Source organism: Azospirillum brasilense, assembly GCF_022023855.1.
Classification (GTDB): Bacteria; Pseudomonadota; Alphaproteobacteria; order Azospirillales; family Azospirillaceae; genus Azospirillum; species Azospirillum brasilense_F.
Genome location: NZ_CP059450.1, coordinates 441,400 through 465,143 on the forward strand (window position 1 = coordinate 441,400; position 23,744 = coordinate 465,143).

At 68.0% G+C, this 23,744-nt stretch carries 21 protein-coding genes; 6 read left to right on the top strand and 15 right to left on the bottom strand.

Going from position 1 to position 23,744, the window contains the following annotated elements; genetic code table 11:
* Nucleotides 1-83: 83 nt before the first annotated feature.
* The 3 genes from H1Q64_RS15410 to uvrA all read right to left on the bottom strand — a co-directional run bounded on the left by H1Q64_RS15410 (nt 84) and on the right by uvrA (nt 3,914).
* The gene (locus tag H1Q64_RS15410; protein ID WP_237906048.1) at nt 84-560 is read right to left on the bottom strand and encodes an SRPBCC family protein; all 477 of its coding nucleotides are present in this window, start codon (nt 558-560) and stop codon (nt 84-86) included.
* Between the two features lie 185 nt (nt 561-745).
* Nucleotides 746-946, bottom strand: coding sequence for a hypothetical protein (locus tag H1Q64_RS15415; RefSeq protein ID WP_237906049.1), 201 nt, complete (start codon nt 944-946; stop codon nt 746-748).
* A 115-nt stretch (nt 947-1,061) separates the two neighbouring features.
* The gene (gene uvrA, locus H1Q64_RS15420) at nt 1,062-3,914 is read right to left on the bottom strand and encodes an excinuclease ABC subunit UvrA (RefSeq protein ID WP_237906050.1); all 2,853 of its coding nucleotides are present in this window, start codon (nt 3,912-3,914) and stop codon (nt 1,062-1,064) included.
* Between the two features lie 475 nt (nt 3,915-4,389).
* On the opposite strand from uvrA, the gene H1Q64_RS15425 reads away from it, so the two are divergent.
* Nucleotides 4,390-4,890 (top strand): single-stranded DNA-binding protein, encoded by a 501-nt coding sequence (locus H1Q64_RS15425; RefSeq protein ID WP_237906051.1) that lies wholly within the window; start codon nt 4,390-4,392, stop codon nt 4,888-4,890.
* A gap of 975 nt (nt 4,891-5,865) precedes the next feature.
* On the opposite strand, the gene H1Q64_RS15430 is transcribed toward H1Q64_RS15425, so the two are convergent.
* The 11 genes from H1Q64_RS15430 to H1Q64_RS15480 form a co-directional block, all read right to left on the bottom strand.
* Nucleotides 5,866-8,268, bottom strand: coding sequence for a heavy metal translocating P-type ATPase (locus tag H1Q64_RS15430; protein ID WP_269145396.1), 2,403 nt, complete (start codon nt 8,266-8,268; stop codon nt 5,866-5,868).
* A gap of 151 nt (nt 8,269-8,419) precedes the next feature.
* Nucleotides 8,420-8,878, bottom strand: coding sequence for a c-type cytochrome (locus tag H1Q64_RS15435; protein ID WP_237906052.1), 459 nt, complete (start codon nt 8,876-8,878; stop codon nt 8,420-8,422).
* Between the two features lie 19 nt (nt 8,879-8,897).
* Nucleotides 8,898-9,764, bottom strand: coding sequence for a WD40/YVTN/BNR-like repeat-containing protein (locus H1Q64_RS15440; protein WP_237906053.1), 867 nt, complete (start codon nt 9,762-9,764; stop codon nt 8,898-8,900).
* Nucleotides 9,765-9,942: 178 nt separating this feature from the next.
* The gene (locus H1Q64_RS15445) at nt 9,943-10,335 is read right to left on the bottom strand and encodes a hypothetical protein (RefSeq protein WP_237906054.1); all 393 of its coding nucleotides are present in this window, start codon (nt 10,333-10,335) and stop codon (nt 9,943-9,945) included.
* A gap of 36 nt (nt 10,336-10,371) precedes the next feature.
* The gene (locus tag H1Q64_RS15450) at nt 10,372-13,488 is read right to left on the bottom strand and encodes an efflux RND transporter permease subunit (RefSeq protein ID WP_237906055.1); all 3,117 of its coding nucleotides are present in this window, start codon (nt 13,486-13,488) and stop codon (nt 10,372-10,374) included.
* A gap of 13 nt (nt 13,489-13,501) precedes the next feature.
* Nucleotides 13,502-15,226: an efflux RND transporter periplasmic adaptor subunit gene (locus H1Q64_RS15455; protein ID WP_237906056.1), complete on the bottom strand. Its 1,725-nt coding sequence runs from the start codon at nt 15,224-15,226 to the stop codon at nt 13,502-13,504.
* The gene (locus tag H1Q64_RS15460; protein ID WP_237906057.1) at nt 15,223-16,413 is read right to left on the bottom strand and encodes a TolC family protein; all 1,191 of its coding nucleotides are present in this window, start codon (nt 16,411-16,413) and stop codon (nt 15,223-15,225) included. The genes H1Q64_RS15455 and H1Q64_RS15460 overlap by 4 nt, the downstream gene beginning before the upstream one ends.
* Nucleotides 16,414-16,429: 16 nt before the next feature.
* Nucleotides 16,430-17,107, bottom strand: coding sequence for a methyltransferase family protein (locus tag H1Q64_RS15465; protein ID WP_237906058.1), 678 nt, complete (start codon nt 17,105-17,107; stop codon nt 16,430-16,432).
* Complete coding sequence (locus H1Q64_RS15470; protein ID WP_237906059.1) at nt 17,104-17,376, bottom strand: DUF2933 domain-containing protein; 273 nt, start codon at nt 17,374-17,376, stop codon at nt 17,104-17,106. The genes H1Q64_RS15465 and H1Q64_RS15470 overlap by 4 nt, the downstream gene beginning before the upstream one ends.
* Nucleotides 17,377-17,386: 10 nt before the next feature.
* Entirely contained in the window at nt 17,387-18,145 is a 759-nt protein-coding gene (locus tag H1Q64_RS15475; RefSeq protein WP_237906060.1) for a Spy/CpxP family protein refolding chaperone, read from the bottom strand.
* 157 nt (nt 18,146-18,302) lie between these two features.
* Nucleotides 18,303-18,653, bottom strand: coding sequence for a hypothetical protein (locus H1Q64_RS15480; RefSeq protein WP_237906061.1), 351 nt, complete (start codon nt 18,651-18,653; stop codon nt 18,303-18,305).
* A 472-nt stretch (nt 18,654-19,125) separates the two neighbouring features.
* On the opposite strand from H1Q64_RS15480, the gene H1Q64_RS15485 reads away from it, so the two are divergent.
* The 4 genes from H1Q64_RS15485 to H1Q64_RS15500 all read left to right on the top strand — a co-directional run bounded on the left by H1Q64_RS15485 (nt 19,126) and on the right by H1Q64_RS15500 (nt 22,140).
* Complete coding sequence (locus H1Q64_RS15485; RefSeq protein ID WP_237906062.1) at nt 19,126-19,464, top strand: hypothetical protein; 339 nt, start codon at nt 19,126-19,128, stop codon at nt 19,462-19,464.
* 105 nt (nt 19,465-19,569) lie between these two features.
* Nucleotides 19,570-20,226, top strand: a complete 657-nt coding sequence (locus H1Q64_RS15490; RefSeq protein WP_237906063.1) for a hypothetical protein — start codon at nt 19,570-19,572, stop codon at nt 20,224-20,226.
* 17 nt (nt 20,227-20,243) lie between these two features.
* On the top strand, nt 20,244-21,935 hold the full coding sequence (locus H1Q64_RS15495) for a cbb3-type cytochrome c oxidase subunit I (protein ID WP_237906064.1): 1,692 nt from the start codon (nt 20,244-20,246) through the stop codon (nt 21,933-21,935).
* A 16-nt stretch (nt 21,936-21,951) separates the two neighbouring features.
* The gene (locus tag H1Q64_RS15500) at nt 21,952-22,140 is read left to right on the top strand and encodes a hypothetical protein (RefSeq protein WP_237906065.1); all 189 of its coding nucleotides are present in this window, start codon (nt 21,952-21,954) and stop codon (nt 22,138-22,140) included.
* A 59-nt stretch (nt 22,141-22,199) separates the two neighbouring features.
* On the opposite strand, the gene H1Q64_RS15505 is transcribed toward H1Q64_RS15500, so the two are convergent.
* The gene (locus H1Q64_RS15505) at nt 22,200-22,433 is read right to left on the bottom strand and encodes a hypothetical protein (RefSeq protein WP_211100372.1); all 234 of its coding nucleotides are present in this window, start codon (nt 22,431-22,433) and stop codon (nt 22,200-22,202) included.
* A 179-nt stretch (nt 22,434-22,612) separates the two neighbouring features.
* Between H1Q64_RS15505 and H1Q64_RS15510 the strand changes: the two genes are divergently transcribed.
* Nucleotides 22,613-23,695, top strand: coding sequence for a hypothetical protein (locus tag H1Q64_RS15510; RefSeq protein WP_237906066.1), 1,083 nt, complete (start codon nt 22,613-22,615; stop codon nt 23,693-23,695).
* Nucleotides 23,696-23,744 lie beyond the last annotated feature (49 nt).

The window sequence follows — 23,744 nt, forward strand, 5'->3', positions numbered from 1 at the left end:
CAACCCGGACCACGGCGCGGAATCGCAACCAGGATCGTCCCTGCGGTCCGGCGCTCCTGGTCGCTCTGCAGAACAGCGGTGACTTACTGGGCGGCGAGCTTCTGCTTCAGCCCGTCGAAGCCGGAGGTGAAGATGCCGGAGATCACCTTGCGCGTTTCCTCGTCGGTGGCGCCGTTGGAGGTGTAGCGCGCCTTCCACACCACGCGCGTGCCTTTGCCCGCTGGTTCGGCCGACAGGGAGGCCGCGTAGTCCTTGACCGGCAGCGGGCTGGTCAGGATCGAATAACGGATGCGGTGGCTGCTGGCGGAGGAGGAGAGCAGCCGCTCCTCGATCGCGCCGCCGCCCTTGAGGGCCAGCACGCGCTCCTGCGCGCCGTCCTTCCGGCGCAGGGTGCAACTCTCCACCGCCGGGTGCCAGGTGCCGAGGTTGCAGAAGGGTCCGATCTGCTGCCAGACCTTCTCGACCGGGTAGGGCAGGGTCGTCGATTCCGTGACCTCGACGGCCAGGGCCGGGCTTGCCAGCGCGGCCAGTGTGGCCGCGACCGCGAACAGGGTGCGCATGGGGTTCCCTCCGTTGGTCGGCTGTTCCGGCGCGCATCGTTGGGCGCGCGGCTGAATCCTAGCCGAGCGGGGAGGGCTTGAAACTTGTACGTTGGTAGAACGAACAGGGGAAGGACCAGCAAGACAACGGCCGGCCCCGCCTGTGCGGAGCCGGCCGTTTCATTTGGGAGCGAAACGAAAAGTCCTTATTCGCTCTTGGTCGTCGTCGTGCGCTCGGTGGTGGTCGAGCCGCTGGTCGGCGGGGTGGTCAGGCTGGAGTTGCCGTAGCCGGGCGAGGTGGTCGTGGTGGTGGTGGTGGTGCTGGTGGACTCATCGGTTCCGCAGGCGCTGACCAGCAAGGCCGCGCCGAAAGCCAGCGCCACACCGGATATCATGGTCCTGGACATGCTCCGTCTCCATCCTGTTGGCGAACGATGGATAGGAAACGCCCCCGATGCGGCTTTGTTTCCGGGACAAAAGTTGGTCGACAAGAAAAGGGCCGGGGATGACCCCGGCCGGTCTTTATGCCCTCTTCCGGCTTTTCGGCTTCGCTTTCAGGTAGGGGGCCAGATACTGGCCGGTGTAACTCCGCTTGACCTTCGCCACGTCTTCCGGGGTGCCCTCCGCGACGATCTCGCCGCCGCCGGTGCCGCCCTCGGGGCCGAGGTCGATGATCCAGTCGGCGGTCTTGATGACTTCCAGATTGTGCTCGATCACCAGCACCGTGTTGCCTTGGTCGACCAGCGCGTGGAGCACCTCCATCAGCTTTTCCACGTCGGCGAAATGCAGGCCGGTGGTCGGTTCGTCGAGGATGTAGAGGGTGCGGCCGGTGGCGCGGCGGCTCAGCTCCTTGGACAGCTTCACCCGCTGCGCCTCGCCGCCGGACAGAGTCGTGGCGGGCTGGCCGATGTGGATGTAGCCGAGACCCACCCGCTCCAGCGTCTCCATCTTGTCGCGGATGCCGGGCACGGCCTTGAAGAACTCCTTTCCCTCCTCGACCGTCATGTCGAGCACGTCGGCGATGGTCTTGTCGCGGTAGGTGACTTCCAGCGTCTCGCGGTTGTAGCGCTTGCCGTGGCAGACGTCGCAGGTGACGTAGACGTCGGGCAGGAAGTGCATCTCGATCTTGATGACGCCGTCGCCCTGGCACGCCTCGCAGCGCCCGCCCTTCACGTTGAAAGAGAAGCGTCCAGGGCCGTAGCCGCGGGCCTTGGCCTCGGGCAGGCCGGCGAACCAATCGCGGATCGGGGTGAAGGCGCCGGTGTAGGTCGCCGGGTTGGAACGCGGGGTGCGGCCGATCGGCGACTGGTCGATGTCGATGACCTTGTCGAGATTCTCGAGCCCCAGCAGCTCGTCGTGCTCCGCCGGATGCTCGCGCGCCCCCATCAGCTTGCGCGCCACTGCCTTGTAGAGCGTCTCGATGATCAGGGTGGACTTGCCGCCGCCCGACACGCCGGTCACGCAGGTGAAGGTGCCCATCGGGATGCGTGCCGAGACGTTCTGAAGGTTGTTGGCGCGTGCGCCCTTCACCTCCAGGAACTGGCCCTCGTGGCCGGGGCGGCGCTGGTCCGGCACCGGAACGAAGCGGGTGCCATTGAGGAACTGGGCGGTGACACTGTCCGGATTGGCCTGGACCTCCGCCGGGGTGCCTTGGGCGATCACGGTGCCGCCGTGCTGGCCGGCGCCAGGGCCCATGTCCACCAGATAGTCGGCGGTGCGGATGGCGTCCTCGTCATGCTCGACCACGATCACAGTGTTGCCGAGGTCGCGCAGCCGCTTCAGAGTCGCCAGAAGCCGGTCGTTGTCGCGCTGGTGCAGGCCGATCGACGGCTCGTCCAGCACGTAGAGAACGCCGGTAAGGCCGGACCCGATCTGCGAGGCGAGGCGGATGCGCTGGCTCTCGCCGCCGGACAGCGATCCGGAACCGCGGCTGAGCGTCAGGTATTCCAACCCCACGGCGTTGAGGAATCCCAGCCGCTCGTTGATCTCCTTGAGGATGCGGTAGGCGATCTCCTTGTCCTTCGGACGCAAATGGTCGTTCAGCGTGCTGAACCACGTCGCCGCGTCGGCGATCGACATCTCCGCCGCCTGGGAGATGTGCTGGCCGTGCACCTTGACGGCCAGCGCCTCCGGCTTCAGGCGGGCGCCCTTGCAGGTCTCGCAGGGCTGGGAGGACTGGTACTTGGACAGCTCCTCCCGCATGTAGGCGCTTTCCGTCTCGCGGTACCGGCGCTCCAGGTTGTTGACGATGCCCTCGAAGGCCTTGTTCGTCTGGTAGCTGCGCAGCCCGTCGTCGTAGGTCATCGTGATCGGCGCGCCGTCGGAGCCGTAGAGGATGGTCTGGCGGACCTTCTCCGGCAGCTTTTCCCACGGCGTGTCCAAGGCGACGCCGAAATGCTGGGCGATGCTCTCCAGCGTCTGCACGTAATACTGGGAGGAGGAGCCGGCCCAGGGGGCGATGGCGCCCTTTTTCAGCGACAGCCGCTCGTCCGGGACGACCAGCATGGGGTCGAAGTAGATCTTGCTGCCCAGCCCGTCGCAGGCCGGGCAGGCGCCGAACGGATTGTTGAAGGAGAACAGCCGCGGCTCGATCTCCGGGATGGTGAAGCCGGACACCGGGCAGGCGAATTTCTGCGAGAAGACGGTCTGCTCGTGCGACTCGGCGTTCTCGACGAAGATGATTCCGTCGGCGAGGCCGAGCGCCGTCTCCAGCGAATCGGCGAGCCGGTTGCCCAGCCCCTCGCGCACGACGATGCGGTCCACCACCACGTCGATGTCGTGCTTCAACTTCTTGTTGAGCGCCGGAACCTCGTCGATCTCATGCATCGTACCGTCGACGCGCACGCGCTGGAAGCCGCGCTTGCGAAGGTCCTGGATCTCCTTCTTGTACTCGCCCTTGCGCCCCCGGATCAGCGGCGCCAGCAGCAGCAGGCGCGTGCCCTCCGGCATCGCCAGGATGCGGTCGACCATCTGGCTGACCGTCTGGCTCTCGATGGGCAGGCCCGTGGCCGGGGAGTAGGGGATGCCGACCCGCGCCCACAGCAGGCGCATGTAGTCGTAGATCTCCGTCACCGTGCCGACGGTGGAGCGCGGATTCTTCGAGGTCGTCTTCTGCTCGATGGAGATGGCCGGCGATAGCCCCTCGATCGAATCGACGTCCGGCTTCTGCATCAGTTCCAGGAACTGGCGCGCGTAGGCCGACAGGCTCTCGACGTAGCGCCGCTGGCCTTCCGCGTAGATCGTGTCGAACGCCAGCGATGACTTGCCCGATCCCGACAAGCCGGTGATGACGATCAGCTCGTCCCGAGGCAGATCGACATCGACGTTCTTGAGGTTGTGCTCCCGCGCGCCGCGGACACTGATGTGCTTGTTCATGGAGTGTTCTTAGCCGAAACCGGAGGGGAAGGGAAGGCGCCAAAAAAGCTCCGAAAGCCCGGACAGATATGTGCCACGCGCAGGCGTATTGCCACCGGCGCGCGTCCCTTTCCGGCCGCGTGGGACGCAGGGGCGGGATGCGGGAACGCCGGGGCGCGCCGGGGAGACGATGATGGGGAGCCACCAAGGAAACGGTTGGCGACACGGACTCTCTCTGCTATGTTTGTTCATGGAGTGTTCTCTTTCGTGCGGGCCGGGCGGGTTGATCCGGACGGAAGGGGCAAGGCGCTCCGGCGGCGGCGGTTGACCCGTGCCTGTCCCCCGTGCTTTGTGAAGCGAGGCGGGGCGGGCATGGAACGGACCACGGATCAAACCGGCCCTGCGAACAGACACCCCCGGTATCCGGACGCCCTTCCGCCGGGCGCCCGAACGGGTCGGATGGGATACCGGGAACCCGCGCTAGGAGACACGTGCGATGAATGTATGGACGTTTACGGGGCGCCTCGGCGCGGATGGCGAGCTTCGCTCCACGCAGAGCGGTGAAAAGGTCCTGGGTTTCCGCGTCGCCAACGACGTCGGGTTCGGTGACCGCAAGACCACCCAGTGGGTGGACTGCTCCATCTGGGGTCGCCGTGCGGAGGCTCTGGCGCCGCACCTGACCAAGGGCAAGGCCGTGGTCATCTCCGGCGAGGTGACGATCCGCGAGTTTGAAAAGCGCGACGGCACCCGCGGTGCCGGCCTGTCGGTGCGTGTCAACGAGATCGACTTCACCGGCGGCCGTGAAGGCGAAGGCGGTGGTGGCGGCGGCGGTTACGGCGGTGGCGGCGGCTACGAATCGCGCGGCGGCGGTGGTGGCGGTGGCTACAGCGGCGGCGGCAGCAGCGGCAGCGGTGGTGGCGGCTACGGTGGTGGCGGTCGTAGCGGCGGCGGTGCTCCGCCCAAGCACGACGACCTGGACGACGAAATCCCATTCTAAAACTTACCAGGGGTGGTCGTGTAAGGTTTCCAGCCTGAAGCCTTTGTGCTTACTAGTTTCCCCGGTTGCATACCTTGCCGGCTGTGGTGTTTTTCTGTCTGTGAGGTTGTTACCGGGGAAGCCTGTAAAGAATTGCACGGTTTCAGGTCCGCATGATCGTGATGGAGGGGGGAGCGAATCTCCCTCTTGATCGCTTCCGTTGGCGTGCCTCCTATCTGGCCGAACGCTTGGCTGCTGACAATTCGGCGCACAGCCCATCGGGCCAGAAACACCCTGCAGGCAAACTGCCAGTCCCTGAAATTCCTGTATCAATGGGCTGCTGAGACCGGCATCGACATCGAAAGCCGAATGCTCTCCGGCCAATTCCTCAAGAGCCATGATGTCGCCAGCTTCGCCGGGGCAGCAGTGCGGCATCTGGACGAGGTGGACGGTGACGCCTGCACCAAGCTTACGAATGCTCGCGAGGTCGTGTCGCTCGAACAGGTCCGTATGGGGGCGACTGTGACCACCAAAACGGTCCGTAAGCATACCACGGCGAATCGAGTGCGGACCGTTGTCCGTTCCCCCCCCAATGGCTCGGACAGGAGGGCAGCAATGATCTCGATCTGGAGGCCGCGTCGAAGCGCAAGGCGCAGTTGGACGAAATGATGGCCAGGCTGAAAGCCAAGGTGCCGCTGACGAAGGGGTGGAATGGCGTGGGCCAGAGAGGCGCCGCCTGTCAAAGTTATGGACCGCGTGTTGGAGGTGCTGGAACCGGACTCGCCTGACAACCCTTGGAAGGGCCGTCGATGCCAATCAGAACCGGTCGGCGTCAAACGGGTAGCCCAGTTCCTTCTATGCGCGGGGAAGCAGGCCGCGGTAGGAACTCGGCAGACGATGCCAATGGGGATTACCGACACCCACGGATGACGGTCAGGAGCATAGTCCGGGAAGACCGGCGTCCGGCCTTCGCGCGGGCGACACCCGTCGATCCTCCTACAACTTGAGCCTACGCAGCCGCAGCGCGTTCCCAACCACGGACACCGAACTCAGGGCCATCGCGGCCGCGGCGATGATCGGCGACAGCGTCCACCCGAACAGCGGGTAGAAGACACCCGCCGCGACCGGCACGCCGAGCGCGTTGTAGACGAACGCCAGAAACAGGTTCTGCCGGATGTTGCGCATCGTTGCCCGGCTGAGCGTCCGCGCCCGTGCGATGCCCGCAAGATCCCCCTTCACCAGCGTCACCCCGGCACTCTGAATCGCGACCTCGGTGCCGGTGCCCATCGCCACGCCGACGTCGGCCTCGGCCAGCGCCGGGGCGTCGTTCACGCCGTCTCCGGCCATCGCCACCACCCGGCCCTGCGCCTTCAGCCGCTTCACCACCTGGTTCTTGTCCTCCGGCAGCACCTCGGCCTCGACCGCGCCGATGCCCAGGTGGCGCGCCACCGCCTCGGCCGTGGTCCGGTTGTCGCCGGTCAGCATGACGATTCGCACGCCGTCGTTCCGGAGCGTCTCCAGTGCGTGCGGCGTGGTCGCCTTGATCGGGTCGGCGACCGCAATCACGCCACCGGGCTGGCCGTCGATGGCGGCGAAGAGAGCGGTGGCGCCCTCGCGCCGGAGGTCGTCGGCGCGCGTTTCCAGGTCGCCCAGCGCGACACCCTGGTCCCGCATCATCGCGGCGTTGCCGAGGGACACTGTGCGCCCGCCGACCGTCCCGACGACGCCCTTGCCGGTGACGGAGCCGAAGTCGGCGACGTCCCGCAGCGGCAGGCCCCGTTCCTTGGCGGAGGCGACGATGGCGGCCGCCAGCGGGTGCTCGCTCGACCGCTCCAGGCTCGCCGCCAGCGTCAGAAGGTCCGCCTCGTCGATGCCCGGCGCCGGAACCACGGCGGTCACCTTTGGCTTGCCCTCGGTCAGGGTGCCGGTCTTGTCAACGACAAGCGTGTCGACCTTCTCGAACCGCTCCAGGGACGCCGCGTCCTTGATCAGGACGCCCGCGGTCGCCCCCTTGCCGACACCGACCATGATCGACATCGGCGTCGCCAGCCCCAGTGCGCAAGGGCAGGCGATGATGAGCACCGAGACCGCCGCGATCAGCGCGTAGGCGAAGGCGGGCTGCGGCCCCCAAACCATCCAGGCGACGAAGGCCAGGAGCGCGACAACGATGACCGCCGGGACGAAGTAGCCGGAAACGACGTCAGCCATGCGCTGGATGGGCGCCCGGCTGCGCTGGGCCTCGGCGACCATGGTCACGATGCGGGACAGCATGGTGTCGGACCCGACCTTCTCGGCGCGCATCACCAAGGCACCGGTCTGGTTCACCGTTCCGCCGATCACCTTGAAGCCGGGCTCCTTGCTGACCGGCATGGATTCGCCGGTCACCATGGACTCGTCCACGGCGCTGCGGCCCTCCACGACCTCACCATCGACCGGCACACCATCGCCGGGGCGTACCCGCAGCCGGTCGCCGACGTGAACGGCGTCGAGCGGCACCTCCTCGTCCTCGCCATCGGCACGGATACGGCGCGCCGTCTTCGGCGCCAAGTTCAGCAGGGCGCGGATGGCGCCGCCGGTCTGCTCACGGGCGCGGAGTTCGAGCACTTGGCCCAACAGCACCAGCACCGTGATGACGGCGGCCGCCTCGTAGTAGACGGCCACCACGCCATCCATGCCTCGGAAGCTCGGCGGAAAGATGCCCGGCAGGAACGTCGCGACCAGACTGAACACGTAGGCCACCCCGACGCCCAGCGCGATCAGGCTGAACATGTTCAGGCTGCGGTTCACGAACGACCGCCAGCCCCGCTCCAGCAGCGGCCAGCCCGCCCACAGCACCACCGGCGTGGCCAGAAGGAACTGGAGCCACAGGGAAGCCTGGGGCGAGATCAGGGTGTGGAGCCCAAGCCCCGGGAGGTGGGCGCCGAGTTCCAGGACCACGAGCGGCACGGTCAGGGCGGTGCCGATCCAGAACCGCCGCGTCATGTCGACGAGTTCCGGGTTGGGCCCTTCCTCAAGGGTGGCTCCGACCGGTTCCAGGGCCATGCCGCAGATCGGGCAGTTGCCCGGCCCCTCCTGGCGGATCTCCGGGTGCATCGGGCAGGTGTAGATCACGCCCTTCTGCGGCGACGCCTGGGCGGCCTTCTCGGGAGCGGCGGGCTTTGCCTCCGGCTTCAGGTACCGCTCCGGGTCGGCGACGAACTTGTCGTGGCAGCGCGCCGAGCAGAAGTGGAAGGTCTGGCCGCCGTGCCCGGCTTGGTGCCCGGTTCGCTCGGGATCGACCATCATGCCGCACACGGGGTCCTTCACCTTGGGCCGGTCGTCGGGACCAGCGTGGTGGTCGTGCCCACCGTGACTGTGGTGGTCAGGATGGTGTGCGTGGCTGCGGTGCTGGTCGTTCATGTTCGCTTCTCCCTTCGCATGCAGGCGTCGGTGCCTCCGCGTTCGTTCGCGCTTCCCGGCACCGGCGTGCGATGGCATCCATGAAAATAAGGCTCCGCCTTCCAATGACTGGAAGGTCAAGCGCGTTGTGCAGACCGTTCGCGCCCGCTCCTCACTTCTTCGCGCGTTCGCTCAGAGAGGCGTGGCGACGACGGATCTCCTCGGGCCAGGAACTCTTGATGAAGGCCAGGACCGCCCAGATCTCGGCATCGCTCAGCACGCCGCCGAAGGCGGGCATGTCGCTTTCGTAGCCGGGCGGGGCGAACTCAACGACGCCTTGCTTGGTGATTTTGAAGAGATCGGCGTCGGGGTGGTGCCACGTGTGCCCGGAGGCGTCGTGCGGCGGCGCGGGCAGACGGCCGTCCGGCTTGCGGCTTTGCCACTCCGGCTGGCCCTCGAGCCGCGCGCCGTGGCACGACGCGCACTGCTCCGCGTAGACCACCTTGCCCTGGGCAACCTGGGCGGCGTCGGTTGGATCGGCGCCTGCCCTGGGTCCAGAGAGCAGGAAGACGCCAGCCACCGCGATCGCTGCACCCATGGCCACGCCAACGCCAATTTTCATCGCCTTCATCACCACATCCCCCAGCACATCACGACCGGAACGGTTTCCAGGTCTTGCCGCCGTCCTGGCTGGTCAGGATGGCGCTCTTGTCGGTCACGGCGTAGAGCCGCTCGGGGTTGGTCGGGTCGACCGCAAGGTGCAGCAGGACCGCGTCACCGAAGCCGTTGCTGACCGGTTGCCACGCGAGGCTCGGCTCGGTCGTCTTGAGCAGGCCGGTGCCGACTTGGTAGGCGTAGGCGGCGCCGTCCTTCGTGGTCGCGACCATGGTCGCCGGGCGCTGCACGATGTTGGCGGCCTGCCAGGTCTTGCCCGCGTCGCGGCTCACGATCAGTCCGGCGCGCGTGGCGCCGTACACGGTGTTGGGGTCCTTCGAGGACGCCGCCAGGTCGAACATGTCGGCGGGCGGCTTGCCGGTCACCTCCCAGGTCTTCCCGGCGTCGCGGCTGATCTGGACGCTGCCATAGTGCCCGTACAGCACCTTCGGGTCGGCCGGGCTGACGTCCATCGCGTGGAGGTCCACGGGCCCGTTCACACCCGCCGAGACCTGCTTCCAGGTCTTCGCTCCATCGGTCGAGGCGAGGACGCCGAGGTTCCCGCCCTTCTCCGGATGGCCGCTGGCGAAGAAGGCGTCGGGCTGCGCCGGATTTGGTGTGAACCCCATGTAGTCCCAACGGTTGTCGGATACCCGTGTGGCCGTGCCGTCGGGGTTGGTCAGCCACACACCGTGATGCGAGGCGAGATACAGGCGCGACGGGTCTGTGGGGTCCACGGCAATCCCGTGGAGGTGTGAGACCTCATTCAGCTTGAGGGTCTCGGCCGCTTGGACCGGCCCGGCGACCACGATACCGACCAGCAGGACGGCAGCCATCGTGGCGAGTTTCTTCTTGGCGCTCATCGCGCATCTCCTTGCTTGCGGGGCGGCATGGGGCGGGGAGCCTCATGCCGCCCATGCCGATCTCATGCCGACGGCACCTGAAGGCGCCGTCGGCATGACCCTCTCGATCAATGCTAAAGCATTGATCTGCCGGGTTTCACGGTTGGAGAATGATGAAAGCGATCATTTTCCAACCGTATCAGTGACCCGCGTGGCCCATTTCGAAGCGGGCCTGCACCGGCTTCTGGCCGGGCATGGTCAGCGCGGTGACCACCTTGACGCTGTCGTGCGCGCCGCCGAGGTTCGCCTGCCCCTTGAGGGCGTTGGCGCCCGCGGGTTCGAGCGCGACCTTCTGGGTCTGCTTGTTCGCCAGGACGGTCGCCTCGGCCTTGGCGCCGGTCACATCGACCGGCTTGTCGGCGCCATCGGTCACGTACAGGACGACGTCGTTGCCCTTGAGCACGACTTCGACATGGTAGGGGCCCGCGTCGGCGCGCTGGCCGCCGTTCGGGCCAATCTTCGGGCCGTCGGCGAAGGCCGTGCCCGGGGCGGTGAAGAGGGCGGCGGCGAGGAGGAGGGTCGAGAACTTCACGGTGTGGTTTCCTTCTGGATGGACTGGGTGAGGGGATCAATAGGCCTCGGCCGGACGCAGCGAACCGGCCTGGGCGGTGACCAGACGATTCAGCGGCTTCTCGCCGAGCTTGAGGAAGAGGACCGGGGTCAGGAAGGTGTCGAGCATGGTCGCGCTGACCAGCCCGCCGAAGATGGTGACGGCAACCGGGTGCAGGATCTCCTTGCCCGGCGCGTCGGCGCCGATCATCAGCGGCACCAGCGCCACCCCCGCCGAAAGCGCGGTCATCAGCACGGGTGTCAGGCGCTCCTGGCTGCCCCGGATCACCATGGCCTTGCCGAAGGTCTCGCCCTCGTGCAGGACCAGGTTGATGTAGTGGCTGATCTTCAGGATGCCGTTGCGCGTGCTGATGCCGGTCAACGTGATGAAACCGATCATCGAGGCGACCGACAGCGGCTGCCCGGCGATCCACAGCGCCGCGACGCTGCCGATGAGGGCCAGCGGCACGTTGCCCATGATGATCAGGGCGAGCACGGCCGACCGGTAGCGGCTGTAGAGCACCAGGAAGATCATCGCCAGCGACACCATCGACAGCGCGGCGATGGTCTTCGACGCCTCCTCCTGCGCCTGGAAGGTGCCCTCCAGGCTGGTGAAGTAGCCGGACGGCAACTGCGACGTGGAGACGACATTGCGGATGCCTGCGACGATCTGCGCCATGTCCGTCTGGCCGTCGGAGTTGCCGAGGATGACGATGCGGCGCTTGCCGTTCTCCCTCAGGATCTGGTTGGGGCCGTCCGTCTCCTCGACCGAGGCGAACAGGCTGAGCGGCACCCGGCCCGCCGGGGTCTCGACCAGCAGGTTCGCCAGGCCGCTGGTGGTGCGGTCCTCGTCCGACAGGCGCAGCACGACGTCGAAACGCCGGGTGCCGTCGACGATCTCCGACACCACGCGGCCGTTGGACAGGCTCTCCAGCGCCTCCGTCGCCATGGACGGGGTGACGCCGTAGAGCGCCGCCCGCTCGTAGTCCACGACCACCTGGACCTGCGGGATGCGGACCTGCTTCTCGATCTGAAGGTCGACCAGCCCGGGTACGCCCGCGAGCTTCTGCTGCAGCTGTCCGGCGAGGCTGCGCAAGGTGTCCAGATCCTCCCCGAAGACCTTCAACGCGATCTGGGCGCGGACCCCGGAGAGCATGTGGTCGAGCCGGTGTGAGATCGGCTGGCCGATGTTCACCTGCACCGGCAGGGCGGCCAGCCGGGTGCGGACATCGGCCAGCACCTCGGCCCGGCTGCGTTCGGACGGCTTCAGGTCCACGTCGATCTCGCTGGAGTGGACGCCCTCGGCGTGCTCGTCGAGTTCGGCGCGGCCGGTGCGGCGCCCGACGGAGGCCACCTCGGGCACCTGCATGATCAGCCTCTCCGCCGCCAGCCCGACCCGGTTGGACTCGGCCAGCGAGATGCCGGGGTTCAGCACCATGGAGATGGTCAGCGTGCCCTCGTTGAACGGCGGCAGGAAGGCGCGTGGCAGGCTCGGCACCGTCGCCGCGGCGATCAGGACGGCGGCCGCCACGGTGGCGAACAGCGTCCCCGGGTTGGCGAAGGCCCAGCCCAGAAGCCGGGCGTTCCCGGCCTTCAGCTTGCGGACCAGCCAGCTGTCGTGCTCCTCCAGCCGCTTCAGGCGCGGCAGCAGGTAGTAGGACAGCACCGGCGTGACGGTGATCGCGGTGACGAGGCTGGCCAGGATGGAGACGATGTAGGCCACGCCCAGCGGCGCGAACAGCCGCCCCTCGATGCCCGACAGGGCGAACAGCGGCACGAAGACCAGGATGATGATGATCGTGGCGTAGACGATGCCCGAGCGCACCTCCTGCGAGGCCGAGGCGACCACCTCCAGGATGCCCCGCGGGTTGCCCGCCCGCCGGTTCTCGCCGAGGCGCCGGTAGATGTTCTCAACGTCCACCACGGCGTCGTCGACGAGTTCGCCGATGGCGATGGCGAGGCCGCCCAGCGTCATGGTGTTGATCGACATGCCGAACGCCTTGAACACCAGCACGGTAATCAGGATCGAGATCGGGATGGCGGTCAGCGAGATGAAGGTGGTCCGCACGTTCAGCAGGAACAGGAAGAGAATGATGGCCACCACCGCCACCGCCTCCAGCAGCACCTTCTCCACGTTGCCGATGGAGGTCTGGATGAAGTTGGCCTGCTTGAACAGGATCTCGTCGGCGTGGACGCCCTTCGGCAGGAACTGCGCCAAGTCGCTCAACGCCTGCTCGACCTCGGCGGTGAGTTCGGTGGTGTCGGCGCCGGGCTGCTTCTGCACCGACAGGATCACGGCAGGCTTGCCGTTGACGCCCGCGTCGCCGCGCTTCACGCGGGCGGCGAAATCCACGGCGGCGATCTGGTGGAGCAGGATGGGCTGCCCCGTCTTGTAGGCGACGACGAGGTTGCGGAGGTCCTCCAGCCGGGTCGTCCGGCCGATGTTGCGGATCAGGTACTCCTGGGAATGCTGGTCGATGAAGCCGCCACCGGTGTTCGCCGAGAATTGCTGGAGCGCCTTCACGAGCTCGTCCGTGGTGATCTCCAGGTCGTGCAGGCGCGCCGGGTCGGGGGCGACGCGGTACTGCCGGATCTCCCCGCCGATCGGGATGACTTGGCTGACGCCGGGAATGGCGAGCAGCCGCGGCCGCACCACCCAGTCGGCGAGTTCACGGACCTCCATCGGGCTGACGCCGTCGCCGGACATGGCGATCAGCATGATTTCGCCCATGATGGAAGAGATCGGCCCCATCTGCGGCCGGACGTTGGGCGGAAGCTGCCCCTGGACGATGGCCAGACGCTCAGCGACCTGCTGGCGGTTGCGGTAGATGTCGGTGCCCCAGTCGAACTCGACGAAGACGATGCTGAGCCCGACGCCGGACACCGAGCGCACGCGGGTGATGCCCGGCATGCCGTTCATCGACGTTTCCAGCGGGAAGGAAACCAGCTGCTCGACCTCCTCCGGCGCCAGCCCCTCGGCCTCCGTCATCAGCGTGACCGTGGGCTTGTTCAGGTCGGGGAAGACGTCAATCGGCAGGTCTTTGAGGACGAACGAGCCGTAGACGACAAGGATCGCCGCGGCGGCCAGGACGAAGAGCCGGTTGCGCAGGCTGGTGTTGACGAGGAAGTTGAACATGGCGGGGCGCTCCTCACCGGATCTGGTTGAGGAGACCGGCGCCGTCGGTGACGATGCGCGCCTCCGGCTCGACGCCCGCCAGGATCAGCACCGTGTTCCCGTCCACCGGCTGCGTGCGCACCGGGCGGGCGACGAAGCGTTGCGGGGTGTCGTGCTGCCAGACGATGGGCTGGCCGCTGGCGTTGCGCACCACGCTCTGCCGGGGCAGGACGATGCCGGACGCCTTCCCCTGGATCTGGGCGACGAGCCGGACCGGCTGGCCGACGCCGAGCCCCGACGGCGGATTGCCGATCCGGAAGAGCAGCGGGATCGCCTGTTGGCGCAGCGCGAGACTGGAGCCGAGGAGTTCCAGGGACAGGCTGGTGCCGTCGGCCGTCATCGCCGTGGCCGCCTTGATGGCGTTCGCCACCCGGGGATCGAAGGCGACCGCCTCGACCATCAGCCGCGACGGGTCGACGATCTCGAACAGCACCTGGTCGCGCCCCTCGACCACCTGTCCGGCCTTGATGTTGTTGGCCGTGACCACGCCGGAGATGGGCGCCCGCAGGGCTTCCTTGGTCGTCAGTGCGGGGGACAGAGCGGCCCGGCGTTTGCGCAGACCGTTGAGGTTGGCCTCCGCCTCTTCGATGTCGCGCTGTGGCACGCTGCCTTCCAGCTTCCGGAGCCGCTGGAGGCGGGAGTCGGCGATGACGAGTTCCTGCTCGACCGTCGCGATCTGCTGCTGGATCCCGCTGCGGTCCACAAAGGTCACGGCGGGGGCGATGTAGGCGAGGATTTGCCCGGCCTCGACCCGCTGGCCGACGTAGGGCAGCCCCTTGTCCCCCGGCTCGATGCGACCGCTCTGCGTGGCCTGGACGTGACCGCCGCCGTTGGGGTCGGCGATGACCTGACCGATCAACTGCACCGTCTGCGCCGCCTCCTGCGGCTTGGCTACGACGGTGCGGACCGACAGCAGACGCTGCGACGGCTTGGGCACGTACAGGCTGCCGTCCGGCAGGCGTCGCGGGCTCTCCGAAGCGCCGGTAGCCCCCATCGGGACGGCCGCCGTCGGTGCCTTGCCCTTGTCCTCGTCGCCGTGGCTGTGGTCCTCGCCGCCGTGGGCAAAGGCGGCGCCGCTCGCCAACAGCAGGCCGATGCCGACCAGAGCGGCGCCTGCGACCGTCCGCGTGCGTCCACGCTGGGTCAGGGCGACGGTGGTCAGGACCCCGAGCAGGAAGACCATGACCGCCCCCAGCATCAGGCCGGAATCGTTCCGGACCTGCCCGAGGACGGCGGAAACACCCTGCGCACCGCCGGTCTGTGCTTCGGCCGCGGACGCCGGAACCTCCAGTGTGCCGATCAGCAGGTCGGCCGCGTCGGCCGCGGTGACGGAGACGGTCACTTCATGTGATCCCGGCTTGGAGAGCCAGGACGGGTCGAGGCGGTAGACGCCTTCCTCCCCGGAGACGGGCGAGGCCGTCGTGGCCTCGCCATCGGCGCTCACCTCGACGGTGGCGCCGTTCACGGGCTCGTTGGTGGCGAAGCGGTCCAGATGGACGAGCAGGGTCTTTCCCTGGGCGACCGCCACGAGTTCGAAGTCGGATGAGGACGCTTCCAGGGTGGGGGCGGCCGTTGTGACGACTGGCTTCGGCTCCTCGCCGCCATGGGCGTGGCCCTCGTGGGCGAGAGCGGGAGCGGCGACCGGCGCGGCAAGGCTCGCGGCGACGACGGTCGCGGCAAGAAGGCGTCGGGTGGTCATGGAAGAACTCCGAGGGACTGGTTCATACGGGCGCGGGCGGCGCCGAGCTGGACTTCGGCGGTGGCGCGGGCGAGTTCGGCCTCGAAGGCCGCCTCCTGGGCGCGCACGTACTCGACGAGGCTGATCTCGCCCGCCCTCCGGGCGCGCTCGATGTTCGACAGGCGTGCCCTGAGGGCCGCAGCCCGGTCGCGCGCGATCAACAGGCGCTCGCTCGCCGCTTGGTGGGCGAGGCGGGCTTGCCGGATGTCGGACTCGACCGTGCGGGCGGCGTTGACCTGCTCGGCCTCGGAGCGGACGACCTCGCTCAGCGCCTCGGCCCGCTTGGGCGCGTTCACGGCCTCGACCGCGAACGGGATGCGGACGGAGACGCCGAACACGGTGTCGTAGCGTTCCTCGCGGCTGTCGCGCTCGCGGCGAGCCATCAGCCCGACCTCCGGACTGTCGCGCGTCGTCAGGTCCACCAGTTGGCGCTGGGCTTGAGCCGAGCGGACGCCCAGCCGAGCCGCCAGCAGGGAGGGGTGCCGCTCAAGCGGCGGCTCGCCGATCTCCGGCTCCGGTGCCGCCTTCGGCGGCGCCATGCCGGTGAGCGTCCGGAACGCTTGGCGGGCCTCCTCCAGGGCGAGTTCCTCGTCGCGGAGATCCGCCGCGACGGAGAGAGCCTCGGCGCGGGCCAGTTGATGGTCGGCCTCCGAAATCTCCCCGGCCCGGGCGGTCCGTCGGGTGTCGGCCTCGAGCTGGCGGGCGACCGTCAGGCGCTGGCGGGCGAGTTCGGCGCGCCGCTCGGCCAACGCGACCTGCCACTGGGCCGTCCGGACCTCCCCGGCGACCGCCAGCTGGCGCGCGGCGATCTCGGCGTCGGTGCGCGCCAGAAGCGCGTCGCCCGCCCGGACGGTCGCCGTTCCCTGGCCGGGCAGCCAGAGCGGGACGCCGAGTTCGGCCTCGTACTCGCGCCGTCCGATGTTCCGGTTCAAGTAGTCGCTCGTGTGCCGCAGCGTGACCGCCGGGGCGGCCGGGACCAGCGCCTCCCCGGCACCGCGCCGGGCGGTGGCCACGGCCCTCTGGGCCTCCAGGCTCCTGACCTCGGGATTGAGCTTCCAGGCGCCCTCGACCGCGTCCCGAAGCGTCTGCGCTCCGGCCGGGAGCGCCAGCAGGCACACGGCGACGGTCGTTGCCGCCGCTTGCTTCATGGGCTTCCAACCAGAATCACGCACCGAACGACCCTCCCACTCTGGGGTGATTCGGCCCATGGGAGGAGAGACGCGGAAGCCAACCCGGCGTGACCGCGGCGTAACGCTCGTACTCGGCTCCGAACACCCGGAGGGCTTCCCGCTCCTCGGACCGGGCCAGACGGACGTACATCAGGACCAGCAGCGGGAACATCGCCAGCGTCAGGATGGTCGGCCACTGGAGCAGAAAGCCGAACAGGATGCCGATGAAAGCGATGTACTGCGGGTGCCGGACATGGGCGTACACGCCCGTCGTGGCGAGCCGGTCTTGCTTCTGCGCCGCGTGAAGCACTTTCCAGGCCGCCGAGAGCAGGACGAAGCCCGCCAGGATCAGGACGTTGCTGAGGATGTGCAGCACGTTGAAGTGCGGGTTGCCCTCCAGGCCGAGGACGGTCGACCAGAGGTGCCCGGCGTCGTGGGACAGGATGTCGAGGCCCGGGTAGCGGGTCTGGAGCCAACCCGAGAGCAGGTAGATGGTCAGCGGAAAGCCGTACATCTCGGTGAACAGAGCCACGATGAAGGCGCTGAACGCCCCGAAGGACCGCCAGTCCCGGGGTGACTGCGGCTTGCCGAAGCTGAAGGCGAAGATGATGAAGATGGCGGAGTTGAGGGCGACCAGCACCCACAGGCCATAGGCCGAGGCTTCGTGCGTCATGGCAAGCCTCCCTTGGTCGGCCGATCGGCGTCACCATTCCCGCCGTGGCCGCCATGCCCGTGGCCACCATGCATGAACAGGTGCATCAGCGGGCACAGCAGCAGGACGAGAAGCGGAAGCGCGTCGAGCACATGGTCGACGTGGAAGAGCGACAGGTACACGGCCGCCAGGGCGGCCCCGCCGAGTCCGGCCAAGCCGGTCCAGGTCCGGTACCAGGGCGTGCGCGCCTGCGGCTCGGGAGTGTGATGGGGGTGTTCGTGGTGCGTCATGACCGCCTCCTCACATCATGCCCATGGGGCCGGGGAGCAGCCGGTCTGCGAGCGTCTTCTGCTCGTCGGTCAGCACGGCGTAGAGCGGCTTGGCGGCGGACTCCAGTGCCTTCAGGGCGTCGAGCCGGGTGGACAGCGCCTTCTGCTGGAAAGCGAGCCGGTCGGGCCAGGAGGAGGGCATGCCGCCTTTGGTCATCTGCTCGTGCATGGCCTGATGGGCCTTGGCGTTCGCCCGCAGGCTGTCGGCGAAGGCGTTCCACTGCGGTGCTTGGGCGTCGGTGATCTTGAGTTCGGCCTTCAGGAACGCGATGCGGCCCTCGACGTGCTCGAAGGGCAAGCCCATTCCGCCCTGCTGGCCCATCATCATCTGTCGCATCATGGACATCATGCCGGGCCCCATCATCCCGGGCCCCATCATCCCGGCTTGGCCGTCCTGCTGGTCGGACATGACGCCCATCATCGAGCGCATCTGGTCCATGTTCATCATCATGCCGGGCTGGCCACCCTGCGCCTGGGCGCCGGGCTGGACGATGATGCCGCTGCCCATGCCCTGACCCATCATCGGCGCGTTGCCGGGCGCGCCGGGCTTCGCGCCCGGGGTCGGCTGCGTGGGAGCCGGGACCGGAGCGGGCTGGGCCTGCGTCGTGGCCGCGGCTCCGTCCGGATGATGGGCGTTGTGGTCCTGGTCTGTGGTGGTCTGGGCCTGGGCTACCGACATCATGGCGGTCAGCGCGAGTGCCGGGAGCATCTTGCGGGTGAGAGACGACATGGCGTCCTCCATCTGAACATCTGGTTCGAGCCATCCCGGACGGATTCCACACGGGAGCGCCGGGGACGCAAAAGCCACGCGCACGAGGGCCGGGACCGGCGTCCTTCGCCGAGCCGAGGCTCAGGTCGGGCGCGGGCGGACTCGTGGCGTCAGATGGTCAGAGCGGGGGGCGGATAGCCGGGTCGATGCCGATGCCGTCCGGCGTGGCCAGGGCAGGCAGATGCTGGGACGTGATCAGGCGCGGGGTGAACGCCTCGACCATCGCAGCGGGGAGGCCGCCGTGCATGGTGACGCACTGCGCGACGCTGCAGCAGGTCCCTTCGTCGAGCAGGCCAAGGTCCCCACACGGAGCTTCCTCGTGCTCGTGGTCCGGGACGGTCGCGATGGCGTCGCCATGGTCGCCGACCGGAACGTGCTCGTGAGGAGTCTGGGACGCATGGTGAGGCCCCAGGTTGGCGTGGCTCGGCGCGGCATAGACGAGCAGCGTGGCCAGCATCAGCAGGCTCACCACCACCCTCCTCACCGACGACCGCGTCACACGCCACATGGCGTTTGCCTCATCTTGTGGGAACTGTGCGGCACCCCAGTGCCCGCCGCACCCTTATGGAAACCTACGACCGTTCCCTGGCCCCTGCAACAACAGATGGCTTCGGCAACGATCCCCTCCAAGCGTCGGAGAAGGAGTGCGTCGGAATGTCACCCGCACCTTCGACCGGGCCGGAGATGCCACAGGAAGAACCCTGCGCCTTCCAGCCGCTGGAAGGTCAAGGACAAAGTCGAACACGTCTCCTGTCCGGTCACCGTCGCCGCCCTGCCGCAGGCGCAAGGCGCCACCGCCCGGTGAGGTTTCGCCCACGCTTTTTCCACAACAGGACCATGACGCGGGCACAGGGTTGATGCCGATCAATTCCCGGACCTACGATACGGGATACGCTTGGCATGGCCTGGGAGGTCCCAGGTCGTTGGTGACGATGGCAGACATGACGCGGTTGGGCCACATCTTCGCCGTTCTGGCGTTCGCCTTCGCGCTCCTGGTGGGCGCGGCGGGCGGAGCCATGGCGCATGTGGAGGCCCATGGTGGGCCGATCGATCACCGTTCCCACCACACGCCATCCCCTTCGGCCCCGTCGCACGGCGACTCCCACAAGGCCGCCCTCGTGGTCGTGGCTCCGTGTTGCCCGGCGGCCGAAGCCCCGGCGGACCATGTCGCCGCCGTCGCGGTGACGACGGTGGAGATGTCCTGGCACCCGCGGCCCGACTACGCCCCCAATGCCCGGGACATCGCGCCGGACACGCCCCCTCCGAAGACCGTCCTCTGACCGGCCGAGCGCCCTGACGCCGTCTGCGTCGGACGCCCGGCCACGCGCCGCCCGACCGGTGGCGTTCGCGAGCGATTCCGACCACGCGATCAGAGGACTCTCACGATGTCTGAGAGGCATTTCACGACCCGTCGCGGCTTCATCGCCGGACTGGGCTTCGGCGCCGTCTCCCTGTACGGCGCCTGGGCGGCATACGGGGCCGCACCGCTCCCCTTCGGCGGCAAGACGGCCGCTGCCCCCGAACCCGACGCTCACGGCGGTGGTCATGGCGGCCATGGCGCCGCCGAAGCACCCGCCGAGGCTGGTGGCCACGGTGGTCACGGGGCTTCGGCGGGCATGGCGCCCGAGGAGTTCCGTTTCGAACACGACTACTTCATCCAGCGGTACACGCAGAAGGACGGCAGCGTGAGCCCGCACGTCAGCGAGGACACGCACAGCCACGCCGTCGAGGGACATGACCACGGCCATAACGCCGGGGGCGAGCCGGTGGACGTCTACCTGATGGCCCAGAAGTTCTCCTACAGCCCGGACATGTTGCGGCTGAAGGCCGGGCAGGGGTACCGGTTCCGCATGATGGCGGACGACATCACCCACGGCGCGTCGATCCAGCTGGGAGCCGCCAGCCGGATCATCCGTCTCCGCCCGAACACGGTCACCGAGCAGGTCATCACCTTCACCAGGCCGGGCGAGTACCTCGTGTACTGCACCGTCTACTGCGGCCAGGCGCACGACGCCATGCAGGGCCGCATCGTCGTCGCGTGACCCGGGGAGGACCCACCATGGATACCATCTCAACGAACGTCGCCCCGGTCGGCTCCAAGCCCACCCTGGCGGCGCGCATCAAAGCCCTGCCGACGCCCGACAAGGCGCTCCTCAAACTGCTGTTCGGTGCCGCCCTGCTGGCGCTGGTGCTGGGCTTGATCGGAGGCTTTGTGACCGCACTGGCCCGTGCCGGTGCGCTGACCTTCTTCCCGGACGACGCCTACCGCCTGCTCACCCTGCACGGCGTGTCGGTGTTCTTCTACTGGCTGTACCTGATCCAAGCGGCCCTCCTGCTCGTGCTCGCCGCTGCCGAGAACGGACGCGGGCTGGCGTTGCGCCCGTTCGCCTGGTTGGGTGCTGCGCTGATGCTGGCGGGCTTCGGTGTCAGCGAATGGATCTCCTACACCGGCACGCCGCTGCTGTATGACGGCAACCCCGAGCTCGCCGCGGACGATCCGCGCTCGGTCGGGTTTTTCGCGCTGGGCTACCTGCTGCTCTCCGGCGGCCTGGTCGCCTCGGCGGTCAGCGGCATCGCGACGGTGCTCCAGCCCCGGCTGCGTGGCGAGGCGGATGCATTCACCTCCATTGGCTTCGCGCTGTTCGCCTGGGCGGGGTTCCTGGTGGTCAGCGCCATCGCGGCGACGAACGCCTTCCTGCCGGGCGTGCTGTGGGCGCTCGGCGCCGGGCCGTTCCCGGCGGATCACGGGACGGAGTGGCACATCCTGTTCCACAACCTGCACTACCTGCCGCTGATGGCGACGGTGCTGGTGTGGTACGTGCTGACCGAGCACCTGACGGGGGTGAAGTCCATCCACGGCGCGCGCATGTCGAAGATCGTCTTCGCCGCCTATCTGGTCTTCGTGCCGCCGACCAGCCTCTACCACATGTTCCTGGAACCGAACCTGTCCGAAGGCGTGCGGGTCGTCGGCTCGCTGCTGTCGCTGTTCGTCTCGGTCCCGACGCTGGCAGCCTTCGCCATCATCGTCTCCTCGCTGGAGGCCAGCGCCCGGGCGCGCGGCGCCACGGGCTTCTTCGGCTGGATGCGCGGGCTGCCGTGGGACAACCCGGCCATGACGAACATGGGCTGGGCGGTGGTGAACATGATGGTCGGCATCACCTTCGCCTTCGTCCTGATCCAGGGCGAACTGGCGCCGATGCTGTCGGACACCTTCTTCGTGCCCGGCTACTTCCACTTCTTCGCGGTCGGCGTGCTGACCCAGACCTTCCTGGCCGCCATGATGGTGATGCTCCCGGCGTTGAGCGGCGGCGGCCTGTGGCGCCCGGCGGTGCTGAGGCGCATGCCTCTGCTGGTGACGATCGGTCTGGTCATCTTCGGCGCCGCGGGCATCACGGCCGGGTTCATGGGCGTGCCGCGCCGGGTGTTCGACGTGAGCTACGGCGGCATGGCCCCCGCGGCGTGGCCGGTGCTGATGGCCCTGGTCGGCGTCGGCGCCACGGTCTTCGCCGTGGCCATCTCGGTCACCGTCTACGGCGTCGTGCGCACGCTGCTGTCGCGGCGCGCGACGGCTGAACAGGTTCGCGTGGTCGATTGGCAGGCCGGGGCGCGCGGCGTCGGCGCTGCGCCCGCGTGGACCGGGCTGGTGTCGGTCGCCGCGCTGGTCGCCGCCATGTATTTCTTCACCATCGTCGCGTTCCAGCTAATCCAATCCCTGCCGATCATCGCCATCGGCGGCGGGCATGGGCACTGAGCGCGGGAGAAAAGCCATGAAGAACGCCGAACTCTGGCTGACCCTGGCCATCGTCACGGTGTGGGCGGGGTTGGCCGCCGTCTACGCCTTCGTCCCCAGCCTCGGGATGCCCGGCTACGTCCGGGTCTGGGGCGGCGGCGCCATCGTGTTTCTGGTGCTCGCCGGGATGCTGTTCGCTGTCGGCCGTAAGGCGCGTAGGGGCTGAGCCGCTGCGCACGACGCCGCGGGGGTGAGGGCATTGCTCAGCCCCCGTGGCGCCCGATGTCACTTCTTGATGCCGAGGAGGTTCTCGGCCTGGGCGAGCGTTGCCTCCGACTCGGCATGCTTCCCCTGCTTGTGGAGCGCCTCGCCGTCGGCGCGGAGCTTTTTGACCTCGGCCAACTTCGCGGCGTCCAGCTTCGGATTGGCCGCGAGCGCCTGGTCGATGGCGGCCATGTGCCTGGGGCAACTGTTGGCGAGCGCCGGGCCGGTGAGGGCGACGGCGAAGATGGTGGCCAAGGCGATGTTCCTCAACATGCTTCTCCTCCCGTTTTGCGGCACGCGAGAGCGCGGGCCGTTTGATGGACGTCGGAACAGTGCCGGGTATTACAGCACCCGCGACCGCGGTTAACGACTGGGCAACAGTATAAAGGCATCCAGGATGGCATTCCGCCGTTGTCCACTCCCAGGAGGGTGCCTTGAAGCTGGTTCGCGACGCGAGGACATTGAAGCTGAAGGCAATCGCCTCGCTTCGAACTGCCATGACGGGATTCAACTCCTTCGGTGAGGATGGCCGCGTCACCACGGTCCTCCTCCACCTTCAGCATGCGTCCGAGATGCTTTTGAAGGCGACCCTCGTGCAGAAAAGGGTGCAGGTCTTCGACCGGGAGAAACAGTTCTCCTTGGGCTTCGAAAAGTGTGTCAACTTGGCGAAGATGCACTGCGGAGTCACCGAGGACGAGGCGGGCATCTTCAAGGCGGTGGACGCCATGCGGGACGCGGCCCAGCACTGGTTCGTCTACGTCTCGGAGGACATCCTTTACCTGCATACCCGCGCACTGGTGACCGCCTTCGACTCAGTCCTCAAGCGGTCGCTCGACGACGACCTGTCGTCGCACCTGCCGACCCGTGTCCTGCCAGTCTCCACGATGCCTGCGGGGGACTTCGACTTCCTGATCGACCGCGAGTACAAGCTGGTCGCGGAACTCCTGGCCCCCGGGCGCCGCGCCCAGGATGAAGCGCGGGGGCGCGTCAGGGCCATGCTTGCGATGGAGTCCCATGTCGCTGACGACGTCGAGATCTCCGAACGGGACATCGAGCGTGTGGTGAAGGCGATCAAGGGCGGAAAGTCCGTTGCCGACGTCTTCCCCCGCCTCATGGCCCTGAGGGCAACCGCGACCGGCGCCGGGCCGACCGTCAAGATCAAAATCGAGAAGAAGGTCGGAGCGCCGGTGAGGCTGATCGCGAGCGACGATCCGGCAGAGGCCGGGGCCGTCCGCGAGGTCGACCTTCGCAAGCGATTCCACATGAGCGCCACGGACTTGGCGGCGAAGAGCGGGCTGACGCCGCCGAAGGCCAACGCGGTCCGGCAAGGGTGCGGGATCGACGGCGATGCTCAGTGCTGCCGCGTTTTCCAGCACGGCAGCATGAAGTTCCCGTCCTACTCGGACCACGCCCTGACAAAGATGAAGAAAGCGGTCGACGACCACGGGATCGACGCGATTTGGGCCGCGCACAAGGGGAAAGCCGCCAAACCGGTGCCCGAAGTGCGCGCGGCGTAGGGTCGGGTCCGGACCAATCGCGTCGATCGTCCAACCGCTGTTCCTCGAC

Coding starts and splice junctions, on each gene's coding strand:
- H1Q64_RS15435 (WP_237906052.1), bottom strand. CDS start 8,878: ATGAAGGCGATGAAAATTGGCGTTGGCGTGGCCATGGGTGCAGCGATC.
- H1Q64_RS15430 (WP_269145396.1), bottom strand. CDS start 8,268: ATGAACGACCAGCACCGCAGCCACGCACACCATCCTGACCACCACAGT.
- H1Q64_RS15450 (WP_237906055.1), bottom strand. CDS start 13,488: ATGTTCAACTTCCTCGTCAACACCAGCCTGCGCAACCGGCTCTTCGTC.
- H1Q64_RS15415 (WP_237906049.1), bottom strand. CDS start 946: ATGTCCAGGACCATGATATCCGGTGTGGCGCTGGCTTTCGGCGCGGCC.
- H1Q64_RS15440 (WP_237906053.1), bottom strand. CDS start 9,764: ATGAGCGCCAAGAAGAAACTCGCCACGATGGCTGCCGTCCTGCTGGTC.
- H1Q64_RS15470 (WP_237906059.1), bottom strand. CDS start 17,376: ATGACGCACCACGAACACCCCCATCACACTCCCGAGCCGCAGGCGCGC.
- H1Q64_RS15490 (WP_237906063.1), top strand. CDS start 19,570: ATGTCTGAGAGGCATTTCACGACCCGTCGCGGCTTCATCGCCGGACTG.
- H1Q64_RS15465 (WP_237906058.1), bottom strand. CDS start 17,107: ATGACGCACGAAGCCTCGGCCTATGGCCTGTGGGTGCTGGTCGCCCTC.
- H1Q64_RS15485 (WP_237906062.1), top strand. CDS start 19,126: ATGACGCGGTTGGGCCACATCTTCGCCGTTCTGGCGTTCGCCTTCGCG.
- H1Q64_RS15455 (WP_237906056.1), bottom strand. CDS start 15,226: ATGACCACCCGACGCCTTCTTGCCGCGACCGTCGTCGCCGCGAGCCTT.
- uvrA (WP_237906050.1), bottom strand. CDS start 3,914: ATGAACAAGCACATCAGTGTCCGCGGCGCGCGGGAGCACAACCTCAAG.
- H1Q64_RS15495 (WP_237906064.1), top strand. CDS start 20,244: ATGGATACCATCTCAACGAACGTCGCCCCGGTCGGCTCCAAGCCCACC.
- H1Q64_RS15500 (WP_237906065.1), top strand. CDS start 21,952: ATGAAGAACGCCGAACTCTGGCTGACCCTGGCCATCGTCACGGTGTGG.
- H1Q64_RS15425 (WP_237906051.1), top strand. CDS start 4,390: ATGAATGTATGGACGTTTACGGGGCGCCTCGGCGCGGATGGCGAGCTT.
- H1Q64_RS15410 (WP_237906048.1), bottom strand. CDS start 560: ATGCGCACCCTGTTCGCGGTCGCGGCCACACTGGCCGCGCTGGCAAGC.
- H1Q64_RS15460 (WP_237906057.1), bottom strand. CDS start 16,413: ATGAAGCAAGCGGCGGCAACGACCGTCGCCGTGTGCCTGCTGGCGCTC.
- H1Q64_RS15475 (WP_237906060.1), bottom strand. CDS start 18,145: ATGTCGTCTCTCACCCGCAAGATGCTCCCGGCACTCGCGCTGACCGCC.